We start from the raw sequence: 23255 nt of genomic DNA on the forward strand, positions 1-23255 counted from the left end.
CTTTGCGGTGCGGGGTCTCAGGCCAGCAGCGAAGGCTTCAGCTGCTGCAACCGGCCCAGCAGGCCGTTGATGAACGACGGCGACTCGTCCGTGGAGAGCGTCTTGGCCAGGGCCACAGCTTCGCTGACTGCCACGCCGTCCGGGACGTCGTCGTTGTAGAGCAGTTCCCAGGTGCCGATCCGCAGGATGATGCGGTCCACGGAGGGCATGCGCTCCAGGGTCCAGCCCTGCGAATAGGTCTCGAGGAACTCGTCGATGGCCACCTGGTGCGACACCACGCCTTCGACAATTTCGAGGGTGTACGGGTTGACGATCTGGTCGGTCTGCTCGCGGCGGGACTTCAGGACGTCGAACGCCGAGGCAGAGCGCTGCTCGGCCTCAAAAAGCACATCGAGGGCCCGGTTCCGGGCCTTACCGCGCGCACTCACTAGTCGTTGACCCGGCCGAGGTAGCTGCCGTCGCGGGTGTCGACCTTGACCTTGGTGTTGTTCTCGACGAACAGCGGCACCTGGATCTCGTACCCGGTTTCGAGGGTGGCAGGCTTGGTGCCGGCCGAGGAGCGGTCGCCCTGCAGGCCCGGCTCGGTGTAGGTGATCTCGAGGACGACGCTCGGGGGCAGCTCGATGTAGAGCGGGTTGCCCTCGTGGATGGCGATGTTGACCATCTGGTTTTCGAGCATGAAGTTGGTGGCGTCGCCGACGGTGGCGGCCGAGACGGTGAGCTGGTCGAAGTCCGAGGTGTCCATGAAGACGAAGTCGGCGCCGTCCTGGTACAGGTACTGGTAGTCGCGGCGGTCCACGGTGGCGGTCTCAATCTTCAGTCCGGCATTGAAGGTCTTGTCGACGACCTTGCCGGACATCACGTTGCGCATCTTGGTGCGCACGAACGCGCCACCCTTGCCGGGCTTGACGTGCTGGAACTCGATGATGTTCCAAAGCTGGCCCTCAAGCTTAAGGACGGTTCCGTTCTTGATGTCGTTAGTGGTTGCCACTGTATCCTCTTAGTTTCTCTCTGGTTCCATCGGGCCGGTGCTATCGGCCAGACGTTCTATGCCGGGCCGGCATGCCAAGCGGCCCGCCAACGCGTATTTGTCAAAAATCCAAGATCTATTCTACCGGTTCCCGCGGACAGCTGGCTGACGGGGGCTCAGGACTGCTGTTCCAGCACGTCCCGCGCGCGCTGCAGCGCCACCGTGGACGCGTAGATCAGGGCCGCATCGGCGGACCCGGCCACGCGCAAATCCAGCGCCTTGGCGAAGGATTCGACGGCGGCGCCAACGTTCCCGCCGGCGAAGTAGGACCGGCCGAGGTGCTGGCGGACGGCCGCCTCCTCCAGGGTGCCCTGGGTCTCGGCGAGGAGCTGGCGGAACACCTCAACGGCCCGGTCGAACCGGTTCGAAACCCGGAGCACGTCCGCTTCGAAGATCCGCAGCCGGAGCGAGCCGGGGTCCTTGTAGCGCGCCTCGGCGAGGAGCTCGGCGGCTTCGCCCGCGTGCCCTTCGACGAGCCGGACCAGGATCCGGTCCCCGGGGTCGGTGGAGGCCGCCAACGCCTCGGCCAGGACCTCGTCATTGACGATCTGGGGCATCAGGGACTGCGGGTTGATCCGGACCCCGGGCAATCCCGCGTCCGGCCACTCGCTGGTGCCGCCCTTGATCATGTTCATCAGGAGGCAATCTCCTGGTAGGCGGCAAACAGCAGTGACGTGTCCGGGACGTCGAGGATGCCGGGCCTGCCGACGCCGTCGAGCACCACGAAACGCAGCAGGTCACCGCGGGACTTTTTGTCCCGCCGCATGCCGTCCAGGAGGGCCTGCCAGCGGTCGCGGCGGTACGTGATGGGAAGCCCCAGGCTTTCGAGGATGCTGCGGTGCCTGTCGGCGTCGGCGTCGCTGAGCCGGCCCACGCTGCGGGCGAGTTCGGCGGCGAACATCATGCCCACGGAGACGGCGGCGCCGTGGCGCCAGGAGTAGCGCTCGGCGAGTTCGATCGCGTGGCCCAGGGTGTGGCCGTAGTTCAGGAACTCGCGCCGGCCGGTTTCCTTCAGGTCCTCGGAGACTACCCGGGCCTTAACACTGATGGCTCGTTCAATCAGTTCCCGCAACAGGTCCGAGCGGGGATCGGAGACCGCGGACGGGTCCTTTTCGATCAGGTCCAGGATGGCCGGGTCGGCGATGAAGCCGCATTTGATGACCTCAGCCATGCCGGAGATGATCTCGTTCTTCGGCAGCGTCTCCAGCGTGTCGAGGTCCGCGAGGACGCCGGCGGGCGGGTGGAACGCGCCCACCAGGTTCTTGCCCTCGGCGGTGTTGATGCCGGTCTTGCCGCCGACCGAGGCGTCAACCATGCCCAGCAGGCTCGTGGGCATGTGGATGACCTTGACGCCGCGCAGCCAGGTCGCGGCGACAAAGCCGGCCAGGTCCGTCACGGCGCCCCCACCGACGGCGACGACGGCGTCGGAGCGGGTGAAGTCGTTCTGGCCCAGCACCTGCCAGCAGAAGGAGGCGACCTCGATGTGCTTGCCCTCTTCGGCGTCGGGGATTTCTGCGGTCAGTGCGGTGAAACCGGCGGCGGCCAGCTCTTCCCGGACGGTGTCCCCGGTAAGCCGAAGCGCCCGGGGGTGGATGACCAGGACGCGCTTGACGCGTTCACCCAGCAGGCCCGGCAGGCTTGCCAGGAGGCCACGGCCCACTACGACGTCGTAGTTCTCACCCGGCGTTTGTCCGGTGACTTTGATGACGGTTGATTCGGTACTCACTATTCAACTTCCTTTGTCGCCGCCGGGGTAGGCACGGCCGCGGTCTTCGACACGGTGTGCTCCCCCAGCGCATCTTCCAGCCGGTGGGCCAGCTCCGGCACGCTGCCGGTCCGGACATCGAGGACGAGGTCGGCGAGACGTTCGTAGACCGGCCGCCGGGTGGCGAACAAGGTCCGCCACCGGCCCATGGCGTCGCCGGCCAGGAGCGGCCGGCCCGAATTTCTGGCGATGCGTTCCGCCACAGTCTGGGCGTCGCACTCAAGGTAAACAACGGTACAGCGGCCCAGGAGCTGCTGCGTACCGGAGTCAAGGACAGCGCCGCCGCCGAGCGAGATGACGGTGGTGCTCCCCAGGGCTTCCTCAATGGCCTGCGCCACGGCCCGCGCCTCAAGCTCACGGAAGGCGTGCTCGCCCCGGCTGGCGAAGATCTCGGCGATCGTCCCGTGCTGGGCCACCACGAGGGCGTCGGTGTCCACGAAGGCGCACCCCAGGTGCTGCGCGAGCTGCTGTCCGATCGCCGATTTGCCCACGGCCATCGGTCCGATCAGCACCACCGGGCCAATGTGCGTTGCCGCGGCGGAGAGCCCGCCGGTGTTCCCGGCCGGCACTAGTGGCCGATCGAGTCCAGGGACGCCGGAATGCTGTCCAGGTAACCCTTGATGTTGCGGGCGGTCTCCTGTACGGAGTCACCGCCGAATTTTTCGGTGACGGCTTCGGCGATCACGAGGGCCACCATGGCCTCGGCGACGACGCCGGCGGCGGGGACGGCACAGACGTCGGAGCGCTGGTGGTGGGCCTTGGCCGCCTCCCCCGTGCTGACGTCGACCGTCTTGAGCGCGCGGGGCACGGTGGCGATCGGCTTCATGGCGGCACGGACGCGCAGGACATCGCCGATGCTCATGCCGCCCTCGATCCCGCCCGCGCGGTTTGATGTGCGGATGATCTTGCCGTCCGCGTCCTTGACGATCTCGTCGTGGGCGGCCGAGCCGCGGCGCGCCGCGGTACGGAAGCCGTCGCCGACCTCAACGCCCTTGATGGCCTGGATGCCCATCAGTGCCGCAGCCAGGCGCGAGTCGAGTCGCCGGTCCCAGTGGACGTAGCTGCCCAGTCCCGGCGGGAGCCCGTAGACAAGCACTTCCACGACGCCGCCGAGGGTTTCGCCTTCCTTGTGCGCGACGTCGACCTCGGCCACCATGGCGTCCGAGGTTTCGCGGTCGAAGCAGCGCAGCGGATCGGCGTCCAGGGCGATCACGTTGCCCGGGACCGGCAGCGGCCGGCCTTCCGGCACGGCAACGCTGGCGATGGACACGGTGTGGGAGACGAGTTCGATTCCGAGCTGCTTGAGGAACGCCGCGGCGACCGTGCCGAGCGCCACCCTCGTGGCCGTCTCGCGGGCGCTGGCGCGCTCCAGGACCGGGCGGGCCTCGTCGAAGCCGTATTTCTGCATTCCGGTGAAGTCGGCGTGGCCGGGCCGGGGCCGTGTCAGTGGGGCGTTCCGGGCCTGGTCGGCCAGGATTTCCGGCTCCACGGGATCGGAGGACATGATCTGTTCCCATTTGGGCCATTCGGTGTTGCCGACCTGGACGGCGACAGGGCCGCCCTGGGTCAGGCCGTGGCGGACTCCGCCGAGGATCGTGACCACGTCCTGCTCGAATTTCATCCGGGCGCCGCGGCCGTAGCCGAGCCGCCGGCGGGCCAGGGCCTCGCTGATGTGGGCGCTGGTGAGTTCCACACCGGCGGGCACGCCTTCAATTATTCCGACCAGTGCCGGGCCATGGGATTCTCCGGCAGTCAACCAACGCAACATACATTCCATCCTGCCATGTCGAGCGGTTAGAACACCCGTCGGGGCGCCCCGACTGCGTCACACATCACATCTATGACTCCGGCCGGGAGGGCCTCGCCCAGTCCGGTGAAGTGCCGGACCTGCTCCACCGCCTGGTAGATGAGCATTTCAAGTCCCGGGACCACCGTGCCGCCGGCTTCCTGCCAGACCGCGGCGATCCGGCTGGGCCACGGATCGTAGGCGACGTCCAGGAGGACGCCCGGGCGGCCCGAGCCGCCCGAGGGTGTTGTCCGCCGTCGTCCGGCGGCATCGTTCCGAGGCACGGATTCTGCCGGCGGGGCTGGCGGCTCTTGTGCCAGTTCCGCGGCAAGCGCATCTGCCAGTTCCACGGCAAGCGGGTCTGCCGCGCGGGGCGGCAGCGTGGAGATGACGACGTCGGCCGCGGCGACGGCGGCGGCCGCACCGGCGAGGGGAAGCACCTGGACGGGGAGCCCCACGGCGGCGGAGGCCGCGCGGGCTTCGGCGGCGCGGCTGGGATCGCGCACGAACACCTCGGCAGACACTGCGCCCAGTTCTTTGAGCGCAGCGATGGCAGCAGCCGCGGTCCCGCCGCCGCCGAGGACCACGGCGGTGGGCGCCGGGGCGGCCCCCGCGTGCCGGAGCGCATTGACGATCCCGGCGACGTCCGTGTTGTAGGCGACCAACCGCGTGTGGTCAGCTCTGCCGCCGCCGGATTCGAAGGCAACGGTGTTGACGACGCCGAGTGCGCGCCCCACTCCCCGGACCTCGTCCACTTCCGCCACCATGGCCGATTTCAGCGGCATCGTGACCGAGAGCCCGCGCCAGAAACCGTCAGCGCGCGCCTCAACCCTGACCTGCCGCATGAAATCCGGCAGGTCGGCCTCTGTCACGTCAATGGCGGAGTAGGCGATGTCCACGCCCAGGTGCGCGTAGGCGGCGCGGTGCAGCGCCGGCGACTTCGAATGGCTGATGGGATGCCCGAGGACGGCCGCCCGCAGCGTCATACGCAGCGTCCCGGGTTGGCCTCGCACCAGGCGTTGTACTGCTCCACGTATCCGTTGTGTTCGGCCAGGGTCTTGGAGAATTTGGTCTCCTTGGTGTCCAGGTTGATGGTGACCCAGTAGAGGTAGCTGTTGGTCTTGGGCTTGGCGGCGGCGTCAATGGCCGTCTTGCCGGGAGAGCCAATGGGCCCGACGGGCAGCCCCTGGTTGGCATAGGTGTTGTACCGGTTCGACTTGTCAGCCTTCTGGACCTCGTCGATGTGGAAGCTGCGGATGCCCAGGCCATAGGTGACCGTGGCATCGGACTGGATCAGCCCGTTCGTCTCGGTGTTGTTCGGCTTGAGGCGGTTGTAGATGGCGCCGGCGACGTCACCGTATTCGGCCTGGCCGCCTTCGGCCTGCACGATGCTCGCTACCGTCACGACGTCGTACTGTTTCGCGGCATCGGTGACCCCCTGGGCCTTGAGTTCATCCAGGGTGTTGCCTACGAGCTTCTGCAGAATGTCCTTGGCGGAGGTGCCCAACGGGAAGCGGTACTCCCCCGGCGCCAGGTAGCCCTCGAGGTTCTTGGCCTTCGCCGGGACGCCGAACTGGGCGGGCGCATCGCTGAGCGCCTTCAGCTCCGGAACCGAAATCCCGGTGCCCTCGGAAATCGCCTGCAGGGATTCGCTGATCCGCAGCCCGGCGCTGAGCGCAAAGTACATGACCTTGCCCTGGTCCTTGTTAAGCAGGACGTCCACGGCATCGGAGTTCTTCATTTCCTGGCGCATCGAGAACGTGCCGGGGTTCAGGGCACCGCCGGAAGCGGTGAATTCCTTGAGGAACGTGTCCGCGTTCGCCACGACCTTCTTTGACTGCAGCTCGGTGGCCACGGACCTCGGCCCGGCGCCGGGTGCGACCGTGATGGTGACGTCGCCGGTCCCCGGGCCCGGGTAATCGGCCACGGTGTCCATGCCCAGGAGGGGCTTGAGGAACTGCGCGCCAACGGCGATTGCGACGACGAAGACCGTCAGGGTAAGCACCAGGGCCAGGAAGCGGCGGCGGCGGCGGACCTTCTTGGACGGAACCTTGTCGTAGCGGACCGCTCCGGCCATCAGCTCGTGGCCGGGTTCGCTGTGATATTCGGCGTCCGGGTGGCCCTGTGCCAGGTGTTCGCCGGAGTCGTCGTAAACATGGTGAGCCTCGTCGTGGGGGTGAGGAGCATAGCCATCGTGGGGGCCGGCGCCATGCGCAACCGCGTCGTGGCGGGCGTCGTGGCCAAGCTGGCCTGCCGACGCATAGACGGCGTTCCCGTGGCCGGCGTCTTCGTGGACGGGCTCTGAGTGGATGGGGATCATCCGCGTGAAGTCGTCGCGGACGGGCTCTTCGTCGGCGGGAACGTCCTGCACTGTTTCCTCGTGCAGGGGCTCTTCGTGGACGGCTTCGTTGTGCACGGGCTCTTCGTGCACGGGCTCTTCGTGCACGGGCTCTTCGTGGACGGGCTCTTCGTGGACGGGCACTTCGTGGACGGCTTCGTTGTGCACGGGCTCTTCAGCTGCAGCGTCTTCGTGCACGGTCGGTGCTGCTTCGGGGAGTTCCGGGGCGGCCTGCGGCAGCTCTCCCTCCGGTGCCCGTGCCGGTGCCGGCGTCGGAACATCCTGTCCGGTCTCAAAAGCCTGCGGCGGGATCACGTTGTGTCCCTGCGTCGCCAGGAGCTTTTCCCGGGCCCGGATTTCTTTGCGCGTCAGCGCTCGGTCAGCACCAATAGGGGCGTCACCGGAGGAGTCATCACTGTTGACCGGGCTCACTGTAGCCTTCCATGTTCTGAAGAGTGCGTCTGTACTGCCGGGTCGGTCTGTGCGCCGTCCCCGGTCGGCCCCGGCGCAGACTCCGCGTACACGCGGTTTCCGACCTCCGTTCCCCTGGCCTTTTGCATATCAAGCGCATGTTGCAGAATACCTGCCGCCGCAACCTGATCAACTACTGTACGGTGATTTCTGCTGCTCATGCCAGCTTCATGCAGGTTGCGGTGGGCGGTCACGGTGCTGAGCCGCTCGTCAATCAGCCGCACGGGCACGTCGGAGCCGGCACCCTGCAGAGCCCGGACAAGCAGTTGTGCATAATCTGCGGCCATCCTGGCCGAGGCGTGCTCTTCGCCCTTCATGGTGCGCGGCAGTCCCACGAAAATCTCCACGGCGTCCAGCTCCTCCGCCAGGGCGGCCAGGATCCGAACGTCTGTGTTCTTTTTCACATTCCGCTGCAGCGTGCGCAACGGGGTCGCCAGGATTCCGTCGCGGTCGCAGACGGCCACGCCCACGCGGACCGTGCCGACGTCCACCCCGAGCTTCACGCCCCGGGGATAGACGCCGGCCACAGCAGCTTCAGACACGTGGGATCCGCTATCGCCGCGTAATGGCATCCACGACGGCGCCGAGGGCAGCGCCAACCTTGGCGGCGTCCGTGCCGCCGCCCTGGGCGACGTCGTCCTTGCCGCCACCGCCGCCGCCGAGGATGCCCGCGGCGAGACGCACCAGGGCGCCCGCCTTGACTCCGGCTGCCCGGGCGGCTTCGTTAGTGGCGATCAGGATGACGGGACGGTCGTTGCTGACACCGGCCACCGCGACGGCGGCGGGCTCGGAACCGAGACGCGTCCGCAGGTCCAGGGCCAGGCCGCGCAGATCGTCCGCGCCGCTGACCTGGCCGGCGTCGTGTGCAATGACCTTGACGCCGGCGGCGTCCTTTGCGGTGCCAACCAGCCGGGCAGCGGCGGCCGTGAGCTGCTCCTTGCGCAGCCGCTCGAGTTCCTTTTCGGCCGTCTTGAGCTTGGTCAGAGTGCTGGAAATCCGGTCCGCGAGCAGCCCGGAGGGAACCTTCAGCATTTCCGTGAGCTCGGTGACAAGGGCACGCTCGGCGGCCAGGTGCCGGAAGGCGTCCATGCCCACGAAGGCCTCGACACGGCGGTTTCCCGAGCCGACGGACTGTTCGCCGAGCAGGGACAGGCTGCCGATCAGCGAGGTGTTCTCGACGTGGGTGCCGCCGCAGAGTTCGCGGGACCAGGCGCCGTCGATCTCCACGACCCGCACCTCGTTGCCGTAGTTCTCGCCGAACAGCGCCATGGCGCCGAGCGCCTTGGCCTCGGCGAGCCCCATGATCTTGGTTTCCACCCGGAAGTTGTTGCGGATGGCGATGTTGGAGACTTCCTCGATCTCGGACCGGGTCGCGGCGCTCAGGCCCTCGCCCCAGGCGAAGTCGAAACGCAGGTAGCCGGCCTTATTGAAGGAGCCGCGCTGCAGGGCCTCCGGGCCAAGGATCTGGTGCAGGGCCGCGTGCACAATGTGCGTGCCCGTGTGGGCCTGCTCGGCGGCGTGGCGGCGCTCCCGGTCCACGGCGGCCTGAACCAGCGAATCGGACCCGATTTCGCCTTCGCGGACAATCGCCTTGTGCACGCTCAGGCCCTTGACGGGGCGCTGGACGTCCAGGACCTCGACGACGAAGCCGTCGCCGGTGATCAGCCCGGTGTCGGCGGCCTGGCCGCCGGCCTCGGCGTAGAACGGCGTCTCGGCCAGGACCAGTTCGATTTCGTCGCCCGTGGAGGCCTGGGCGACTTTCCTGCCGCCGGACAGGATGCCGCGGACCTTGGACTCGCCCTGGAGTTCGGTGTAGCCGGTGAAGACGGTCTCGCCGGCGGACAGCAGCTCCTGGAACGCGCTGAGGTCAGCGTGCGAACCCTTCTTGCCCTTGGCATCGGCCTGGGCACGCTGGCGCTGTTCGAGCATGAGCTTGCGGAACTCGGGCTCGTCGACTTTCAGCCCGGCTTCCTCAGCCATTTCCAGAGTGAGGTCGATCGGGAAGCCGTAGGTGTCATGCAGGGCAAAGGCGTCGGCGCCGGAGAGCGGCTGGTTGGCGGCCTTGGACTCCTTGACCGCGTCCTCGAGCCGGGCGGTGCCGGAGGCGATGGTGCGCAGGAAGGCCTTCTCTTCGGCATAGGCGATCCGACTGATGCGCTCGAAGTCGGTCTCCACGATCGGGTAAACGCCCTTCATGGCGTCCCGCGAGGCCGGCAGCAGCTCGGGCAGGCAGGCCTTCTCGACGCCGAGCAGGCGCATGGAGCGCACGGCGCGCCGGATCAGGCGCCGCAGCACATAGCCGCGGCCTTCATTGGAGGGGGTGACGCCGTCGGCGATCAGCATGAGGGCCGAGCGGATGTGGTCGGCAACGACGCGCATGCGGACGTCGTCGGTGTGGTGCGGGTCCTCGGCGGACTCCGCCGAGGTGTACTCCCGGCCGGAGAGGGCCGCGGCGCGGTCGATCACGGGACGGACCTGGTCGGTCTCGTACATGTTCTCGACGTCCTGGAGGATCATCGCGAGCCGCTCCATGCCGAGGCCCGTGTCGATGTTCTTCTTGGGCAGCTCACCTGTGATGTCGAAATCCACCTTGGAGCGGACGTTGTCGATCTGGTACTGCATGAACACGAGGTTCCAGATCTCGACGTAGCGGTTTTCATCGGCGATGGGGCCGCCCTCGACGCCGTAGGAGGGGCCGCGGTCGTAGTAGATCTCTGAGCAGGGACCGGCCGGGCCGGGCTGGCCGGTGGACCAGTAGTTATCGGCCTTGCCCATCCGCTGGATCCGCTCGGCCGGCATGCCGGTGTTCTTCAGCCACAGCTGCTCGGCCTCGTCGTCCTCCTCGTAGACGGTGACCCAGAGCTTCTCCGGCGGCAGTCCGTACCCGCCGTCGTCCACGCCGGTGGTGAGGAGCTCCCATGCGAACTTGATGGCGTCTTCCTTGAAGTAGTCGCCAAAGGAGAAGTTGCCGCACATCTGGAAGAAGGTGCCGTGGCGGGCAGTCTTGCCCACTTCCTCGATGTCACCGGTCCGGATGCACTTCTGCACGCTGGTGGCCCGGAAGTAGGGGGCCTCCTCACGGGCCGTCAGGTACGGGATGAACGGGACCATGCCGGCCACGGTGAACAGCAGGGAGGGGTCGCTGGAGACCAGGGAGGCGGAAGGCACGGCGGTATGCCCCTTGCTGACAAAAAAGTCGATCCAGCGCTTGGTGATCTCCTGCGACTTCATGAGCTGATTTCTTACCCTTCAATATTCACTGCGTTATGTGGCCCGCGTCTGTGCTGAGCGGGACAAGCTGAGGACCGGCACGGATCCGGGCCCCGTCAATATGGGACTCGTTTTAGGTGGTGCCGGCGCGCCCGTGACGGGCACCCTACTTACTAATTCTCTCCCGGCTAGCGCCGGACCGCATCCCGGCGGGCGACGGCGCCGCCGGCAGCAATATCCGTTGCCGTCTCGATGCCGAGGGCAGAGCGGAGTTCGGCCTCCCGCTCGCCCATGCCTTCGCGGACGGCGTCGGCAAAGTCGAACAGGCCGTCAGCCAGCCGTCCCACTGCCCGGTTCAGGCCCTCGGGGCCGAGGGCGGACTGGGCTTCGGTGACCTTGCGGAAGGCGATGACGCCGATCGCGACGCCGATTCCCATCCAGATGATTCTGTTCATGTCAGGTTCTCCTGGAGGCTTAGCGGCTGCGCCGGCCGGTGGCGGTCTTTTTACGGGTGGAGAAGGCGGAGCGCACGCCGTAGCTGAAGGCGGCCACCTTGATCAGCGGCGAGCCGACAGTGGCGGCCATGAGCGAGGACAGCGCCGAGATGTTGGCGGAGGCGTCCGAGACGTTGGAGGCGATGCCGTCAACCTTCTTCAGCTGCTCGTTGGTGGTGGTCACCGTGGCGGTGACTTCGTCCATGAGCGGGGTGGCGCCGTCGCTGATAGAGCGGATGGAGGTCCGCACTTCATCGAACACTCCCCCGAGCTTCAGGATCGGCACGGCGAGCAGCAGGACAAGCAGTGCAAACACTCCAGCCGCGATCAGGCCGGCAATATCGCCACCAGACATAGACACTCATCTCCTTGAACTGCAGTGGATACCTGCTTGTTGCGTCGGGTTCCGACGGTTTCAGCCGGCGGTCAGAACCGGCTCCCGGGGAACTCCCCCAAGTACCTTACATACAAAGAAGCCCGCGGCGCTTGCCACGGGCTTCTTTGTAGGTGGTGCCTTTGGAATTAGCGTGCGTAGAATTCCACGACGAGCTGCTCTTCGCAGGTCACGGGGATCTCGGAACGCTTCGGGCGGCGCACCAAGCGGGCCTGCAGGGCGTCAAGCTTGACGTCCAGGTAGGCCGGAACGATCGGCAGGACGTCGCGGTGAGCGCCGGCTGCTGCAACCTGGAACGGAGGCATGGTCTCGCTGCGGCTGTGGACGTGGACCAGCTGGCCCTCGCCGACGCGGAAAGACGGGCGGTCAACGCGGATGCCGTCAACGAGGATGTGGCGGTGCACAACCAGCTGGCGGGCCTGGGCGATGGTGCGGGCGAAGCCGGCACGCAGCACGAGGGCGTCGAGACGCATTTCGAGCAGTTCGATCAGGTTTTCACCGGTCAGGCCCTTGGTGCGGCGTGCTTCTTCGAAGGCACGGGTCATCTGGGCTTCGCGGATGCCGTACTGGGCGCGCAGACGCTGCTTTTCGCGCAGACGTACGGCGTAGTCGGAGTCCTGCTTCTTGCGGGCACGGCCATGCTCACCGGGGCCATACGGGCGGCGCTCCATGTACTTGGCGGCCTTGGGGGTCAGAGCGATGCCGAGTGCACGCGAAAGGCGTGCGGTACGGCGAGCACGAGTGTTGTTAGCCACTTGTGTCCTTCCAATATCTGCGGTGTGTCAGTGTTACTGGCCTCCACGATGGAGAGCATCGGCCAACCGCTGCCTTTTGCTACTGGGCACAGGGCAACCCTCATCAAATGCGAAGTTTCAATGGATTGTGCGTCCGTGCCTTGCCAGACAACGAACCAGCCTACCAGATCCGGCCGGTGGACCGAAGTCAGATCCGGGCGTGCACGCCCCGGGCACCGCTGCGCCCGAAGGACGCCGCACCGAGGAATTCCACGGCCACGAACGGTTTCGGGCCCACCACCCATTCGTCGTGACCTGGCGGAATCGCGTAGGTGTCGTTGGCGTGGATCGTGGAGTGCAGCCCTTCGGCCGTTTCGACTTCCATTTCTCCGGAAATGCAGAAACCGAGATGGTGGTGCAGGCAGACGTCGGTGTGCTCATAGGGCCGGGTGTTTTCCGACCACCGCCAGCCCGGGCCCAGGATCAGTCGGGCCACCGAGTAGTCGTTCACTGTGCAGAGGTCGAATTCGGCCTTGTCCGGGCACCGTTTCTTGTCCGGCACATCGAAGGATTTCACTGCCATGGCTGTAACGAAGTTGATACTCATGGGACACTACCTGGGGACGGGGCGGGGACGCTCGCGCTGGATGACCTGGAATGGAGCGAAGCCGGCTGCCGTTCCGGGGTCCGGATAGCGAGAGCCGGCAATGTGAACGCGCTGTCCCCTGCGCCGCACGGACGGCCAGCAGATCAATGCTGACGTAATTCCACGTTAGACCTCTTGGGCCCCATGTCAACGGCGGATTCCGGCGCTGCGGGCCGCGGCGGACCAGCCGCTGGTCACAGGCCGGTCACGTGCCGCGGATGATCCTCCGAAGCCGCTCGAGCCGGGTGGCGATGTCGCGTTCGGCTCCGTTGGCGGTGGGCTCGTAATAGTTGCGGCCGACGAGGTCGTCCGGCGGGTACTGCTGGGTGGCCACGGCATGCGGGGCATCGTGGGCGTACTTGTAGCCCTTGCCATGACCCAATTGCTTTGAGCCGGGGTAGTGGGCATCGCGCAGGTGGGCCGGGATGCCGTTCCCGAGCCCGGCCCGGACGTCAGCGATCGCCTGGTTGATCCCCATGTACGCGGCGTTGGACTTCGGCGCGGTGGCCAGATGCACCACGGCCTCGGCGAGGATGATGCGGCCTTCCGGCATGCCGATCAGCTGCACGGCCTGGGCCGCCGCGACGGCGGTCTGCAGCGCCGTCGGGTCCGCCATGCCGACGTCCTCGGCTGCGGAGATCACGATCCGGCGCGCCACGAACCGGGGGTCCTCACCGGCCTCCAGCATCCGGGCGAGATAGTGCAGGGCGGCGTCGACGTCGGAGCCCCTGATCGACTTGATGAACGCGCTGGCGACGTCGTAATGCTGGTCCCCGGCCCGGTCGTAGCGGACGGAGGCGACATCCAGGGCCCGCTCCGTGTGCCGCAGCTGGATCGTGACGGGCTCCGCCGTTCCTGCGCGGGAGTCTGTGCCGGTATCGGCTGCGACTGTGCCGGTATCAACTGCGACCGTGCCGGTATCAACTGCGTCGATGTCATCCGCGTCTCCGAACGCGACGCCGGCGGCCGCTTCCAGGGCAGTCAGGGCGCGGCGGGCGTCGCCGCCGGAGAGCCGGACAAGGTGCGCCAGTGCGTCGGCGCTGAGTTCGGCCTTCCCGTTCAGTCCGCGGACATCCGAAACGGCCCGCTGCAGCAGCGCCTCGACGTCGGCGTCGGTGAGAGGTTTCAGGGTCAGCAGCAGCGAGCGGGACAGCAGCGGGGACACAACGGAGAACGACGGGTTTTCGGTGGTGGCCGCCACCAGCACCACCCAGCGGTTCTCGACGCCGGGAAGCAGCGCGTCCTGCTGGGCCTTGTTGAAGCGGTGGATCTCATCGAGAAAGAGGACGGTGGTGGTCTTGAAGAGGTCGCGCGCGGTCAGGGCCTCATCCATCACGCGGCGGACGTCCTTGACGCCGGCGGTGATGGCGGAGAGCTCGACGAATTTCCGGCCGGGACCCTTGGCAATGACGTGGGCAAGGGTGGTCTTGCCGGTGCCGGGAGGACCCCAGAGAATCACCGAACTCGGGCCCGCAGGGCCGGTCGCATCGGAGCCGGCGGCCAGCTGGCGCAGCGGGGAGCCCTGGCCGAGCAGGTGCTGCTGGCCAACGACGTCATCGAGGGTGCGCGGCCGCATCCGGACGGCGAGCGGGCTCCGCGGCGAGGCTGACCCGGCGCCAGACCGGGCTCGGCTCCGGGCTTGGCCGGAATCGTCCGCGCCGCCGTCGGCAGCACCGTCGGCTACGCCGAGGTCGTCGCTTCCGTCGGCGTTGTCCCGCCCTGCGCCAAAGAGATCATCCACATAGATAGGCTACTTCTAGTTCCTGCCCGCCTTGTCACCATCGCCCCCGCAACGGAGAACCTGCCATGCCCAGCCCCGAGACCCGTGTGGCCTTCGTCTCCGGCGGCCGGCTGCCTGGCTGGGTGGACCGCTTCGCCGCGAGCCATGGCGCACTGGTGGAGGAGGAGCTCGACGCCGGCTTGCAGCTGCGCGCCGCGGACGGCGCCGTGGCAGTGCTGCGGGCGCCTTGGCCCGTGGACGGCCGGCCCGGGAGCGGCCAGGACGCCCTTTCGCGGCTGGCCTCGCTGGCCGGGCAACCCCGGAGCATCGGCGCCGTACTGGTCCGGCGCGGCGGATATTCGGTGGCTGTGGTCAGCGCCGGCGCCGTGCTGGCGTCCAAGACCGGCACCCGCCACGTCCAGTCCCGGACGGCCGCCGGCGGCTGGTCCCAGCAGCGGTTTGCCCGGCGGCGCGCCAACCAGGCAGATGCCCTCGTGGAAGCCGTCGCCGAGCACGCTGGAAGGATCTTCGCGGAGCACCGGGTCGAATACCTCGCGGCGGGCGGCGACCGGACGCTGGCGGACCAGGTGCTCGCCGAACCCGCCCTAAAACGCTACGCCGGCCTGGCACGGCTCGCGTTCCTGGACGTCCCGGATCCGCGCGCAGCGGTCCTGAAGAAAGCTGCCGCGGAGCTGTGCTCGGTGCGGATCCTGGTGACCGACCCGGCGGCGTAGGAACGGCCGCCGTTCCATCCCCCAATGTATGCAGATGGAACGACGGCCTCCTCGCTATCCGGCTGCCGGACGCCGCGGCTACTCTTCCGGCGCCAGAATGACGGTGACGCCGTCGAGGTCCTGGCTGAAGTCGAGCTGGCAGGAGAGCCTGGAGCCGCATTCCTGGTAGCCCTCGGCCTCGGCCAGCAACTCGAGTTCGTCCTCGCTGCGTTCGGCCAGGGTGTCAAAGACCTCCTTTTCCAGGAAGACGTGGCATGTGGCACAGGAAGCCGTGCCGCCGCAGGATGCCAGGACCGGGAGGTCGTTGTCGCGGAGGGCCTCCATCAATGTCTGGTCCGGCTCCCATTCGAGGTCGTGCGTGGACCCCTCGCGGTCGATGACGGTGAGTTTGTTGTTGCTCATGGTGGTTCCTTAGTTTTCAGGCAGCTGCGAACACAGCGGCGGTCAGTGGAGTGCCGGGATCGGCGGCGAGCAACGGGTCAATCCGCGCTTTCTGGGCTATCAGTTTCTTGGCCGGCCGGAAGTCAGCCAGGCCTGCGATGGTGTCGACGGCGGCGAGGCAGCCGTCCCGGAGATAGACAACCGAGAACTTGCCGTCAGCCGGGGCGCCTCGCACGATCACCTCGTCATCGGCGCGGCGGACCCCGGCCGTCTGTAGCCGGACACCGTGCTGTACTGTCCAGAACCACGGGATTTCCGTCTCCGCGGCGTCCTGCCCGGTGATGTCCGCGGCCACCTGGTCAGCCTGCGCCATCGCGTTCTGGATGCATTCGAGGCGCTGGCTGACGCCGTCGATAGTGCTGGTGAAGCGAGTGACGTCACCCGTGGCATAGATGTCCGGAACGGAGGTCCGCCCATGCCCGTCCACGAGGATGCCGTCCTGGCAGAGGAGTCCGGCGTCAGCGGCGAGTTCCTGGTTGGGTACCACGCCGATGCCGGCGAGGACGACGTCGGCCGGGTAGGAGGTGCCGTCGGCGGTGACGACCCGCTCGGCCCGATCGACCCCCTCGATGGCGGTGACCGCTGCACCGAAGACGAACCGGACGCCGTTTTGCTCGTGAAGTTGCTCGAAGAAGCGGGATACCGGTTCGGAGGTCACACGGCTCATCACGCGGTCCTGGAATTCGAGTACGGTGACCTCGCAGCCCTTGGCGGAAGCGGCGGCCGCGACTTCCAGCCCGATGTAACCGGCGCCGATGATGGCAACCCGGGCGCCTGGGACGAGCGCCAGCTTGAGTTCAAGGGCGTCATCCCGGGTCCGCAGGGCCTGCACTCCGGGAAGGCGGGCCCCGGGGACAGTCAGGGACCTGGCGCGCGAACCAGTGGCTATGACGAGGCGATGGTAGCCCAGGCGGCTGCCGTCGGACAGCTGGACGGTCCGGCCGGCGGGGTCGACGGCGTCGACGGCGAGCCCTGCCCGCCGGCCAATGCGTTTGTCATGGTAGAACTTCTCTTTGCGCAGCACGGTGGACTCATCCGGGGCGCCTGCCTTCAGGAGCTCTTTGGATAGTGGAGGGCGTTCGTAGGGCGTCTCCTTTTCGGCTTCGAGCAGCAGGATGTCCCCGTCCCAGCCGCGGGTGCGCAGTCCTGCGGCCACCGCGACACCGGAGTGGCCGGCGCCAACGATGATGATTGGATTCAGGTGGTTCTCGGTGGGCTGCTGACTAGGCATTGAAGATCTCCAGCTCCACGTAGAGGTGTTCCGGGCCTGAGTTGGTCAGGTTGTTGCCCCGGACGTATTCGATCGGTTTGTCCTTGTTGAGGGTCAGGGAGCCAAGCTTTGAGGCAAGGAGTTCCACAGTCACCACGGTTTCCAGTCTGGCCAGCGGGGCGCCGAGGCAGCTGTGCACACCGTGGCCGAAGCCGAGGTGGCCGTCGGTGTTGCGGTCGATGTTGAAGGTCTCGCCGTCGGGGTACTTGGCGCTGTCGCGGTTCGCGGCGGCCGGCAGCAGCCGGACGATGGCGCCGGCAGGGATGCACACGCCGGCGACCTCGACGTCTTCGGTTGTGATCCGGCTGGCGCGCTGCACCGTTCCGCGGAAGCGTGCCAGTTCCTCGACGAACAGGTTCGCATTGGCGGGGTTCTGCCGGATCCGGTCCAGCAGTTCGGGCTGTTCGCTGAAGACCCGGAATGCGTTGGCCAGCAGGATGGTGGTGGTGTCGTGGCCGGCAACGAAGACGAAGGCGCAGAGTTCCTTGGCTTCCTTCTCGCTGAGCAGGCCGTCCTTCCACATCCGTGCGATATGGCCGCCCACGGACTCGTTTCCCTCCACGTAGAGGCGCTCCATGGTGTCCTTCAAATACTCGAAGAACTCGAAAGTGCTCTGTTCGTCGGTGCCCGTGCCTTGCGCGTTGCGGGCCAACCGGCCGAAGTAGCTGAAGGTCTCGTCGGACCAGAACTTCATCTTCTCGAAGTCCGACGCCGGGACGTCCAGCAGTGCGCTGATGGTGGACATGCTCAGCGGGATCGCGTAATCCTCGACGGCGTCGCCGCCGCCGGCCGCGATCATCGGGTCCAGATACTTGTGGGCGTTCTCGCGGACCCGTTCCTCGAAGCGGGCGATCGCCTTGGGGGTGAAGGCCTGCGCAACGACCTGACGCAGCCGGGTGTGGTTCGGGGCATCGAACAAGGTCAGAAAGGTCAGCGGCACCGGGTCCACGACCTGGGAGGAGAAGACCTTGGGGGCGCGCATGGCTTTGCGCACGTCGTCGTAGCGGGAGATGAACCAGACATCCGATACTGGTGAGGCGGCCCGGAGGACCGGGGCGTTGTCGCGCATCCATGCGTAGTGCGCGTATGGGTCCCCCTGCGTTCCGTCGTCGACGACCTTGAACGGTGCCATGCCATCCGGCCACGCGAGGTCATGGGAGTATGGGGGCAGTTCGGCCGGCCCGGAGGGAGACTCTGCTACGGGCGATAGTTCTGTGGTGGCGGCAGACATCGTTGTCCTTCTTTCGGAGTACGCCGACGTGATCTACGTCTCAACCAACGGTGCCACCTGTGGAACGGGCTACCCCATAGGCCTTCCGTTCATCGGTTGTGAAAGCCGTTTGCCGCGCCGCGGCTACCGGAAGAACAGATTTCTTAGACCACTCCGCCATGTCCCCCGGCGGGCTCGCATCAGACGCCAGCTCCTCCTAGGTCCGGGCTTTGCCCTTCACCGGGGATGCAGGCAGGCTCGCAGCCCATGCAATGCTGGCGGCGATCTGCAAAATACTTATGGTCCGCGTTACTTGTGGATGCTTGGCGAACATGCGCATGCACTTGCGCCACGGTTCGGGCCCGATATCCCACCGGGTGCAGTGCTGGACCGGAAACAGCGCTCCGAGGGCCCCGTCACCAATGGCCACCATGGCTACAGATTCCGCAATGACAACTTTCATAAGACGCCTCGATGAAGTGTGGCAGTGGACGCCCTCCCAGTATGCCGGGCGCTGGAGGGCATGTGTCCCTCCTTCATTCCGACTATTCCCCGGCCGCACTGAGGGCTCCAAGTGCTGAAAGACCCTCAACCGCTGGACCGCGGGGTCCCGGAGGGACGATTCCGGTTCCGGTCAGATGCTGCGGTCAAGAGCGCCGGGGCGCCGGGCCGGAGGCCTTCAGCGCACGGGAGATCCCGTGCGCTGCGGTCAGGAGCGCCGGGACGGTGAGGGGCACGGCGGCTTCCTGCCGCGGAACGATGGCATTCAGCGCGGCGGCGACGGTGTTGTCCGGGCCGAAGACCGGCACTGCGATGCCCGTCCACTCTGTGACGCCGATACCCGGCAGGGCAACGTAGCCGCGCTGCCTGATGTCCGCCAGATGCTTCCGGATGAGTGCCGGGTCAGTAATGGTCTCCGCGGTCACAGCCGCCAGCGGGCGTGAAAGCACCTCGTCCTGAAAGGAGGGCGGCGCGTAGGCGACCAGCACCAGGCCGGAGGAGGCGGCGTGAATCGGCATCCTCTGGGCAATATGGGCGGCGTCCAGGCTGGATTGGGGCGAGGACAGCCGCTCGACGTAGAGCACGGTCCCGTGGTCCAGCACGGCGAGGGTGGTGTGCTGGTGGACGGCCGCTTGGACATCCTCCATGAAGGGCAACGCCAACTCACGAAGATTCAGCGCACGCGATCCCCGTGCGGCCAGCTCCCACATCCGCATCCCCGACCGCAGGTTCCCGTCCGCCAGCCGCTCGATCAGGCCGTGCAGCACCAGATCGTCCACGAGCCGGTGGGCGGTGGTCAGGGGCAGGTCTGCCCGGCGGGCGAGGCCGGTGAGCGTCATGGTCGGAAGGTCGCGGTCGAACGCGCTCATGAGCCGCACGACGCGGCTGATGACCGATTCACCGGTGGGTGAGTTTGCCACGGACGTCTCCGGCCCTTCGCCTTAGCCGGCTTCCACGGTGGCCGCACGCTCCACACCCCGGTTGGCGGCGAGCTTCGCGATGTCTCGGCCCGCGCGGTAACCGAACACCAGGGCCGGGCCGATGTGTGAGCCGTAGCCCGGGTAGCCGCCCCCAAAAACGCTGACGGCTGCCGCACCGACCGCCATCAGGCCGGGAATCGCCGTTCCCTCTTCGGTGGTGACCTCGGAGTGTTCATTGACGCCGATGCCGGCGAAAGTGCCCAGGTCGCCCATCTGGATCGTGGCCGCGTAGTACGGTCCCTTGCCGACTGGGGCCAGGTTGGGGTTCGGCTTGTGCTCCATATCCCCGCGGAAGTGGTTGTACAGGGTGGAGCCGCGGCCGAACGCCGGATCCTCGCCGCGTTCCGCTGCCGGATTGAACCCGGCCACGGTCTCCTTCAGACCCGCTGCATCGATGCCGAGCTTGCCGGCCAGCTCCGCAAGGGTGGCGCCCTTGACCAGGTAGCCCGTTTTGTAGAAGTAGCCGCGCGGCATCGGCCAGGGCTTGGCATAGCCTATGCCGTACTTGTGCATGGTCTTGGCATCGCCGATTACATACCCGAACGTCTTGTCCTCGTCCTTGTTGTGCTCAATCATGGTCCCGCCGAAGTCGTGATAGCTCAGGGCTTCGTTCCCGAAGCGCTTGCCGTGACGGTCGACGGCGATCAGCCCCGGCAGTCCGATGGCGCGCAGGTGCGGGAAGAGACGCTCTTTGCCATTGAGGTACTTGAAAACGGTCACCGGCGCCCAGGACCCCACGCTGAACACCGAATCGTCGATGTGGCCGCCGGCACTGATCGCCAGGCTGGCGGCGTCACCGCCGTGGCCCACGGTCGGGGTGAAGTGGTCGTCGGCGTCGTGCGGGAAATACTGCTTCCGCAGTTCCTTGCTGCCGGAGAAACCGCCGGCGGCGAGGATGACGCCCAGGCGTGCCTCCACGGTGGTGGAATGCTCACCGCCGATGACAGCGCCGGTGATGGTTCCGGCGTCGTCCTTGGTCAGGGAGAGGACAGGAGATGAATTCCAGAGGCGCACACCCAGGTCATCGGCACTCTTCACCATGCGGGTCATCAGCGCGTTGCCGTTGGAACGCAGGACCGGCCGCTTGTACCGGGCGGCGTCGGCCCAGGTGCGCAGCAGCTTCTTCGCCACGTAGACGAACGACTTGACCGACTGGTTCACATGGAAGAACTCGTTGATGTCGGGACCCACCTGCGGCATGTAGCCAAAGACGGTGTAGGAACTCATATAGGGCTGCATCAGGAGCCGCTTGTCCCCCAGCACGCGCGCGTCGACATCCTGCGGAAGGATTGCCCGGCCCGAGAGTTTGGCGCCCTGCAGGTCCATCTTGTAGTCCGGTGACTTCTCCGGGTAGGTGAACTTCACCTCGGTCTCGTTCTCGAAAAAGCAGATGGCTTCCGGCGCGGTGTTCAGGAACTCGCTCACCCCGGCCTCGTTGAACGTATCCGGCGCCAGGTTTCGCAAGTAGGTCTCCGCTTCCTCCCGGGTGTCCCCTTGCTCCACGCCCTGCTTGTTGCCGGGAACCCACGCCCAACCGGCGGAGATCGCCGTCGTGCCGCCGAAGTACCGTTCCTTCTCGGCCACGATCACGTTCAGTCCTTGCGAGGCGGCTTTCAACGCTGCGGCCATTCCGGCCACACCGGAGCCGATGACGAGGACATCACAGAGGACGGGTTTACTCATGGTTTTGCTCCGTTCAGTCGGCCGCGCGCTTCGCTGCGGCAGCCGGGGTGGAATGCCAGACCCCCAGTAGAGCCGGTGACGCGGATCACCGCGAGGACGATTACCATTGAGCGGGAATCCTGAGGAGGTTCATTGGCCAACTCCGCATCGGGCGAGTCGATCATCGGCCGCTTTGTAAAGATCGTCAGCGCCTTTGACGACCGCCACCCGTCCATGAGCGTCGCAGAACTGGGCCGGCGTACCGGCCTTCCCGTGACCACCACCTACCGCCTGGTCAATGACTTGCTGCTCGAGCGTCTGCTCGATCGTGAGCCGGGCGGCAATGTGCACATCGGGACCCGGATGTGGGAACTGGTGTCGCGCGGGTCCAAGATGGTGGGCTTGAGGGAGGCCGCCCTGCCGTTCATGGAGGACGTCCAGGCCGTGGTCCAGCATTCGACCACGCTGGGCATCCTGGACTCCGATGAGGTCCTCTACATCGAGCGGATCGGCTCGCATTCCACCATTGTGGACATCACGAAAATCGCCGGCCGCCTCCCACTGCACGCCACATCGTCGGGACTGGTGCTGCTGGCCAATTCGCCGTCCGAGTATCAGGAAACCGTCCTGGCCCGGGCCCTGACGAAGTTCACCGAAACCACACTCACCGACCCTTCCCAGCTCCGCCGCCACCTGGCCGAGATCCGGCAGCGGGGCTACGCCGTGATGCCCGGGGTGATCGTGAAGGAATCCAGCGGCATCGCCGTCCCCGTCTTCGGCCCGGACAATACGGTCGTCGCGGCGCTGAGCGTCGTGGTGCCCCGGAACGAGGAGAATGTCCCCGCCCGGGTTCCGGTTCTGCTGGCTTCCGCACGCGGCATCTCCCGCGCCTTGGGCTGGCGCGGGGAGCTCAAGGGCGCCCTCCGCCAGAGCCACTAAACGGAGCCACTAAGCAAAGCCACCAAAAGGTCGCTTTTCCGTTCATCGGCAATCGTGTGGTTGGCGTCACAGCTCCGCTGTCACTCTGGCTGGGACGCAGCAAAGAGGCTGCTGGAGTTACGAGGAGCAGACCACATGAACCCCACAGCGAACCGCGTGGCCGGAAAGACCGCAATCGTCACCGGCGGCCGCGGCGATCTGGGCAGCGCCACCGCCGCCCTGCTGGCCCAACATGGCGCCAAGGTCGCCAGCCTGGACGTTGCGGGCATTCCGTCCGCCGCCATTCACGAAAACATCAGCCAGTACGACGTCGACGTCACCAGCGAGGACAGCGTCGCCGAGGCGATCCGCCGGGTGACAGACGACCTCGGCGCCCCCGACGTCCTGGTCAACGCCGCCGGCATCATCGGCCCGGCCGGCGCGTCCCACACCGCCACCGTCTCTGACTTCGACACGATCTTCGACGTCAACGTCAAGGGCGTCTGGCTGATGACCAAGTACGTGGTCCCGGGAATGATCAAGAAGGGCGCCGGCAGCATCGTGAACTTCTCCTCCATCCACGGCATCACCGGCGGCAGGAACGTGCCGCTTTACCACGCCACGAAGGGCGCCGTCCGGCTGCTGAGCAAGTCCGATGCGGCGGCCTACGGAAGCCACGGCATCCGAGTGAACTCCATCCATCCCGGGTCTATGAACACCCGGATGAGCCGCCGCTCCGCCGAACAGTCGGAGATCGGCGCGGAACAGTATTACAAGCAGCTCGTCGGCTCCAATCCGCTGCCCCGGCAGGGCGAACCGGACGATATCGCCTACGGCGTCCTGTATCTGGCCTCGGACGAATCCCGGTTCACTACGGGCTCGGAACTCGTGATCGACGGCGGCTACACCGCCGTCTGACCTCTCCGCCCCTGACCTGCCGCTGTTGCCCCC

The 23255-nt window shown here is 66.8% G+C and carries 23 protein-coding genes; 3 read left to right on the forward strand and 20 right to left on the reverse strand.

The features are described from left to right. Positions 1-17 precede the first annotated feature (17 nt). The 15 genes from nusB to MRBLAR12_RS03715 form a co-directional block, all read right to left on the reverse strand. The gene (gene nusB / locus MRBLAR12_RS03645; RefSeq protein WP_018773145.1) at positions 18-428 is read right to left on the reverse strand and encodes a transcription antitermination factor NusB; all 411 of its coding nucleotides are present in this window, start codon (positions 426-428) and stop codon (positions 18-20) included. Next, complete coding sequence (efp, locus tag MRBLAR12_RS03650) at positions 428-991, reverse strand: elongation factor P (protein WP_018773146.1); 564 nt, start codon at positions 989-991, stop codon at positions 428-430. The genes nusB and efp overlap by 1 nt, the downstream gene beginning before the upstream one ends. A 155-nt stretch (positions 992-1146) precedes the next feature. Then, a complete protein-coding gene (locus tag MRBLAR12_RS03655) occupies positions 1147-1665 on the reverse strand; it encodes a tetratricopeptide repeat protein (protein ID WP_229994574.1) in 519 nt (172 codons plus the stop codon). Then, positions 1665-2756 (reverse strand): 3-dehydroquinate synthase, encoded by a 1092-nt coding sequence (gene aroB, locus MRBLAR12_RS03660; RefSeq protein WP_229994575.1) that lies wholly within the window; start codon positions 2754-2756, stop codon positions 1665-1667. Before aroB ends, MRBLAR12_RS03655 begins: the two co-directional genes overlap by 1 nt. Next, positions 2756-3364: a shikimate kinase gene (locus MRBLAR12_RS03665; protein ID WP_290369380.1), complete on the reverse strand. Its 609-nt coding sequence runs from the start codon at positions 3362-3364 to the stop codon at positions 2756-2758. Before MRBLAR12_RS03665 ends, aroB begins: the two co-directional genes overlap by 1 nt. Next, positions 3364-4563, reverse strand: a complete 1200-nt coding sequence (gene aroC / locus MRBLAR12_RS03670) for a chorismate synthase (protein ID WP_229994576.1) — start codon at positions 4561-4563, stop codon at positions 3364-3366. Before aroC ends, MRBLAR12_RS03665 begins: the two co-directional genes overlap by 1 nt. A gap of 26 nt (positions 4564-4589) precedes the next feature. After that, entirely contained in the window at positions 4590-5567 is a 978-nt protein-coding gene (locus tag MRBLAR12_RS03675) for a shikimate dehydrogenase family protein (RefSeq protein ID WP_229994577.1), read from the reverse strand. Beyond that, the gene (mltG, locus tag MRBLAR12_RS03680) at positions 5564-7351 is read right to left on the reverse strand and encodes an endolytic transglycosylase MltG (protein ID WP_364743566.1); all 1788 of its coding nucleotides are present in this window, start codon (positions 7349-7351) and stop codon (positions 5564-5566) included. Before mltG ends, MRBLAR12_RS03675 begins: the two co-directional genes overlap by 4 nt. Then, entirely contained in the window at positions 7348-7962 is a 615-nt protein-coding gene (ruvX, locus tag MRBLAR12_RS03685; protein ID WP_414645457.1) for a Holliday junction resolvase RuvX, read from the reverse strand. The genes mltG and ruvX overlap by 4 nt, the downstream gene beginning before the upstream one ends. After that, entirely contained in the window at positions 7943-10621 is a 2679-nt protein-coding gene (alaS, locus tag MRBLAR12_RS03690; RefSeq protein ID WP_364743572.1) for an alanine--tRNA ligase, read from the reverse strand. The genes ruvX and alaS overlap by 20 nt, the downstream gene beginning before the upstream one ends. A gap of 167 nt (positions 10622-10788) precedes the next feature. Further along, entirely contained in the window at positions 10789-11055 is a 267-nt protein-coding gene (locus tag MRBLAR12_RS03695; protein WP_229994581.1) for a DUF6167 family protein, read from the reverse strand. Positions 11056-11074: 19 nt separating this feature from the next. Then, entirely contained in the window at positions 11075-11449 is a 375-nt protein-coding gene (locus MRBLAR12_RS03700; RefSeq protein ID WP_229994591.1) for a DUF948 domain-containing protein, read from the reverse strand. A 167-nt stretch (positions 11450-11616) separates the two neighbouring features. Next, complete coding sequence (gene rpsD, locus MRBLAR12_RS03705; protein WP_018773157.1) at positions 11617-12243, reverse strand: 30S ribosomal protein S4; 627 nt, start codon at positions 12241-12243, stop codon at positions 11617-11619. Positions 12244-12430: 187 nt separating this feature from the next. Then, positions 12431-12829 (reverse strand): cupin, encoded by a 399-nt coding sequence (locus MRBLAR12_RS03710; protein ID WP_229994582.1) that lies wholly within the window; start codon positions 12827-12829, stop codon positions 12431-12433. 244 nt (positions 12830-13073) lie between these two features. Further along, a complete protein-coding gene (locus tag MRBLAR12_RS03715) occupies positions 13074-14609 on the reverse strand; it encodes a replication-associated recombination protein A (RefSeq protein ID WP_229994583.1) in 1536 nt (511 codons plus the stop codon). Between the two features lie 65 nt (positions 14610-14674). On the opposite strand from MRBLAR12_RS03715, the gene MRBLAR12_RS03720 reads away from it, so the two are divergent. Continuing rightward, positions 14675-15322: an acVLRF1 family peptidyl-tRNA hydrolase gene (locus MRBLAR12_RS03720; protein ID WP_364743578.1), complete on the forward strand. Its 648-nt coding sequence runs from the start codon at positions 14675-14677 to the stop codon at positions 15320-15322. 78 nt (positions 15323-15400) lie between these two features. Here the strand turns inward: MRBLAR12_RS03720 and MRBLAR12_RS03725 are convergent, their stop codons facing one another. The 5 genes from MRBLAR12_RS03725 to MRBLAR12_RS03745 all read right to left on the reverse strand — a co-directional run bounded on the left by MRBLAR12_RS03725 (position 15401) and on the right by MRBLAR12_RS03745 (position 21407). After that, positions 15401-15724 carry a 2Fe-2S iron-sulfur cluster-binding protein gene (locus tag MRBLAR12_RS03725; RefSeq protein WP_364743581.1) on the reverse strand — a complete coding sequence of 108 codons (324 nt, stop codon included), beginning with the start codon at positions 15722-15724 and terminating at the stop codon, positions 15401-15403. Between the two features lie 16 nt (positions 15725-15740). Next, positions 15741-16994 carry an NAD(P)/FAD-dependent oxidoreductase gene (locus MRBLAR12_RS03730; RefSeq protein WP_364743584.1) on the reverse strand — a complete coding sequence of 418 codons (1254 nt, stop codon included), beginning with the start codon at positions 16992-16994 and terminating at the stop codon, positions 15741-15743. Beyond that, positions 16987-18264, reverse strand: a complete 1278-nt coding sequence (locus MRBLAR12_RS03735; RefSeq protein WP_364743587.1) for a cytochrome P450 — start codon at positions 18262-18264, stop codon at positions 16987-16989. The genes MRBLAR12_RS03730 and MRBLAR12_RS03735 overlap by 8 nt, the downstream gene beginning before the upstream one ends. A gap of 626 nt (positions 18265-18890) precedes the next feature. Continuing rightward, positions 18891-19664 (reverse strand): IclR family transcriptional regulator, encoded by a 774-nt coding sequence (locus MRBLAR12_RS03740; RefSeq protein ID WP_364743590.1) that lies wholly within the window; start codon positions 19662-19664, stop codon positions 18891-18893. Between the two features lie 21 nt (positions 19665-19685). Further along, entirely contained in the window at positions 19686-21407 is a 1722-nt protein-coding gene (locus MRBLAR12_RS03745) for an FAD-dependent oxidoreductase (RefSeq protein ID WP_364743593.1), read from the reverse strand. Positions 21408-21539: 132 nt separating this feature from the next. On the opposite strand from MRBLAR12_RS03745, the gene MRBLAR12_RS03750 reads away from it, so the two are divergent. Together MRBLAR12_RS03750 and MRBLAR12_RS03755 are read left to right on the forward strand one after the other, a co-directional pair. Further along, positions 21540-22325 (forward strand): IclR family transcriptional regulator, encoded by a 786-nt coding sequence (locus tag MRBLAR12_RS03750; protein ID WP_229996056.1) that lies wholly within the window; start codon positions 21540-21542, stop codon positions 22323-22325. A gap of 135 nt (positions 22326-22460) precedes the next feature. Further along, complete coding sequence (locus MRBLAR12_RS03755; protein ID WP_364743596.1) at positions 22461-23222, forward strand: SDR family NAD(P)-dependent oxidoreductase; 762 nt, start codon at positions 22461-22463, stop codon at positions 23220-23222. The last annotated feature ends 33 nt before the right edge of the window (positions 23223-23255 follow it).

Source organism: Arthrobacter sp. LAR12-1-1.1, from assembly GCF_040676555.1.
Classification (GTDB): Bacteria; Actinomycetota; Actinomycetes; order Actinomycetales; family Micrococcaceae; genus Arthrobacter.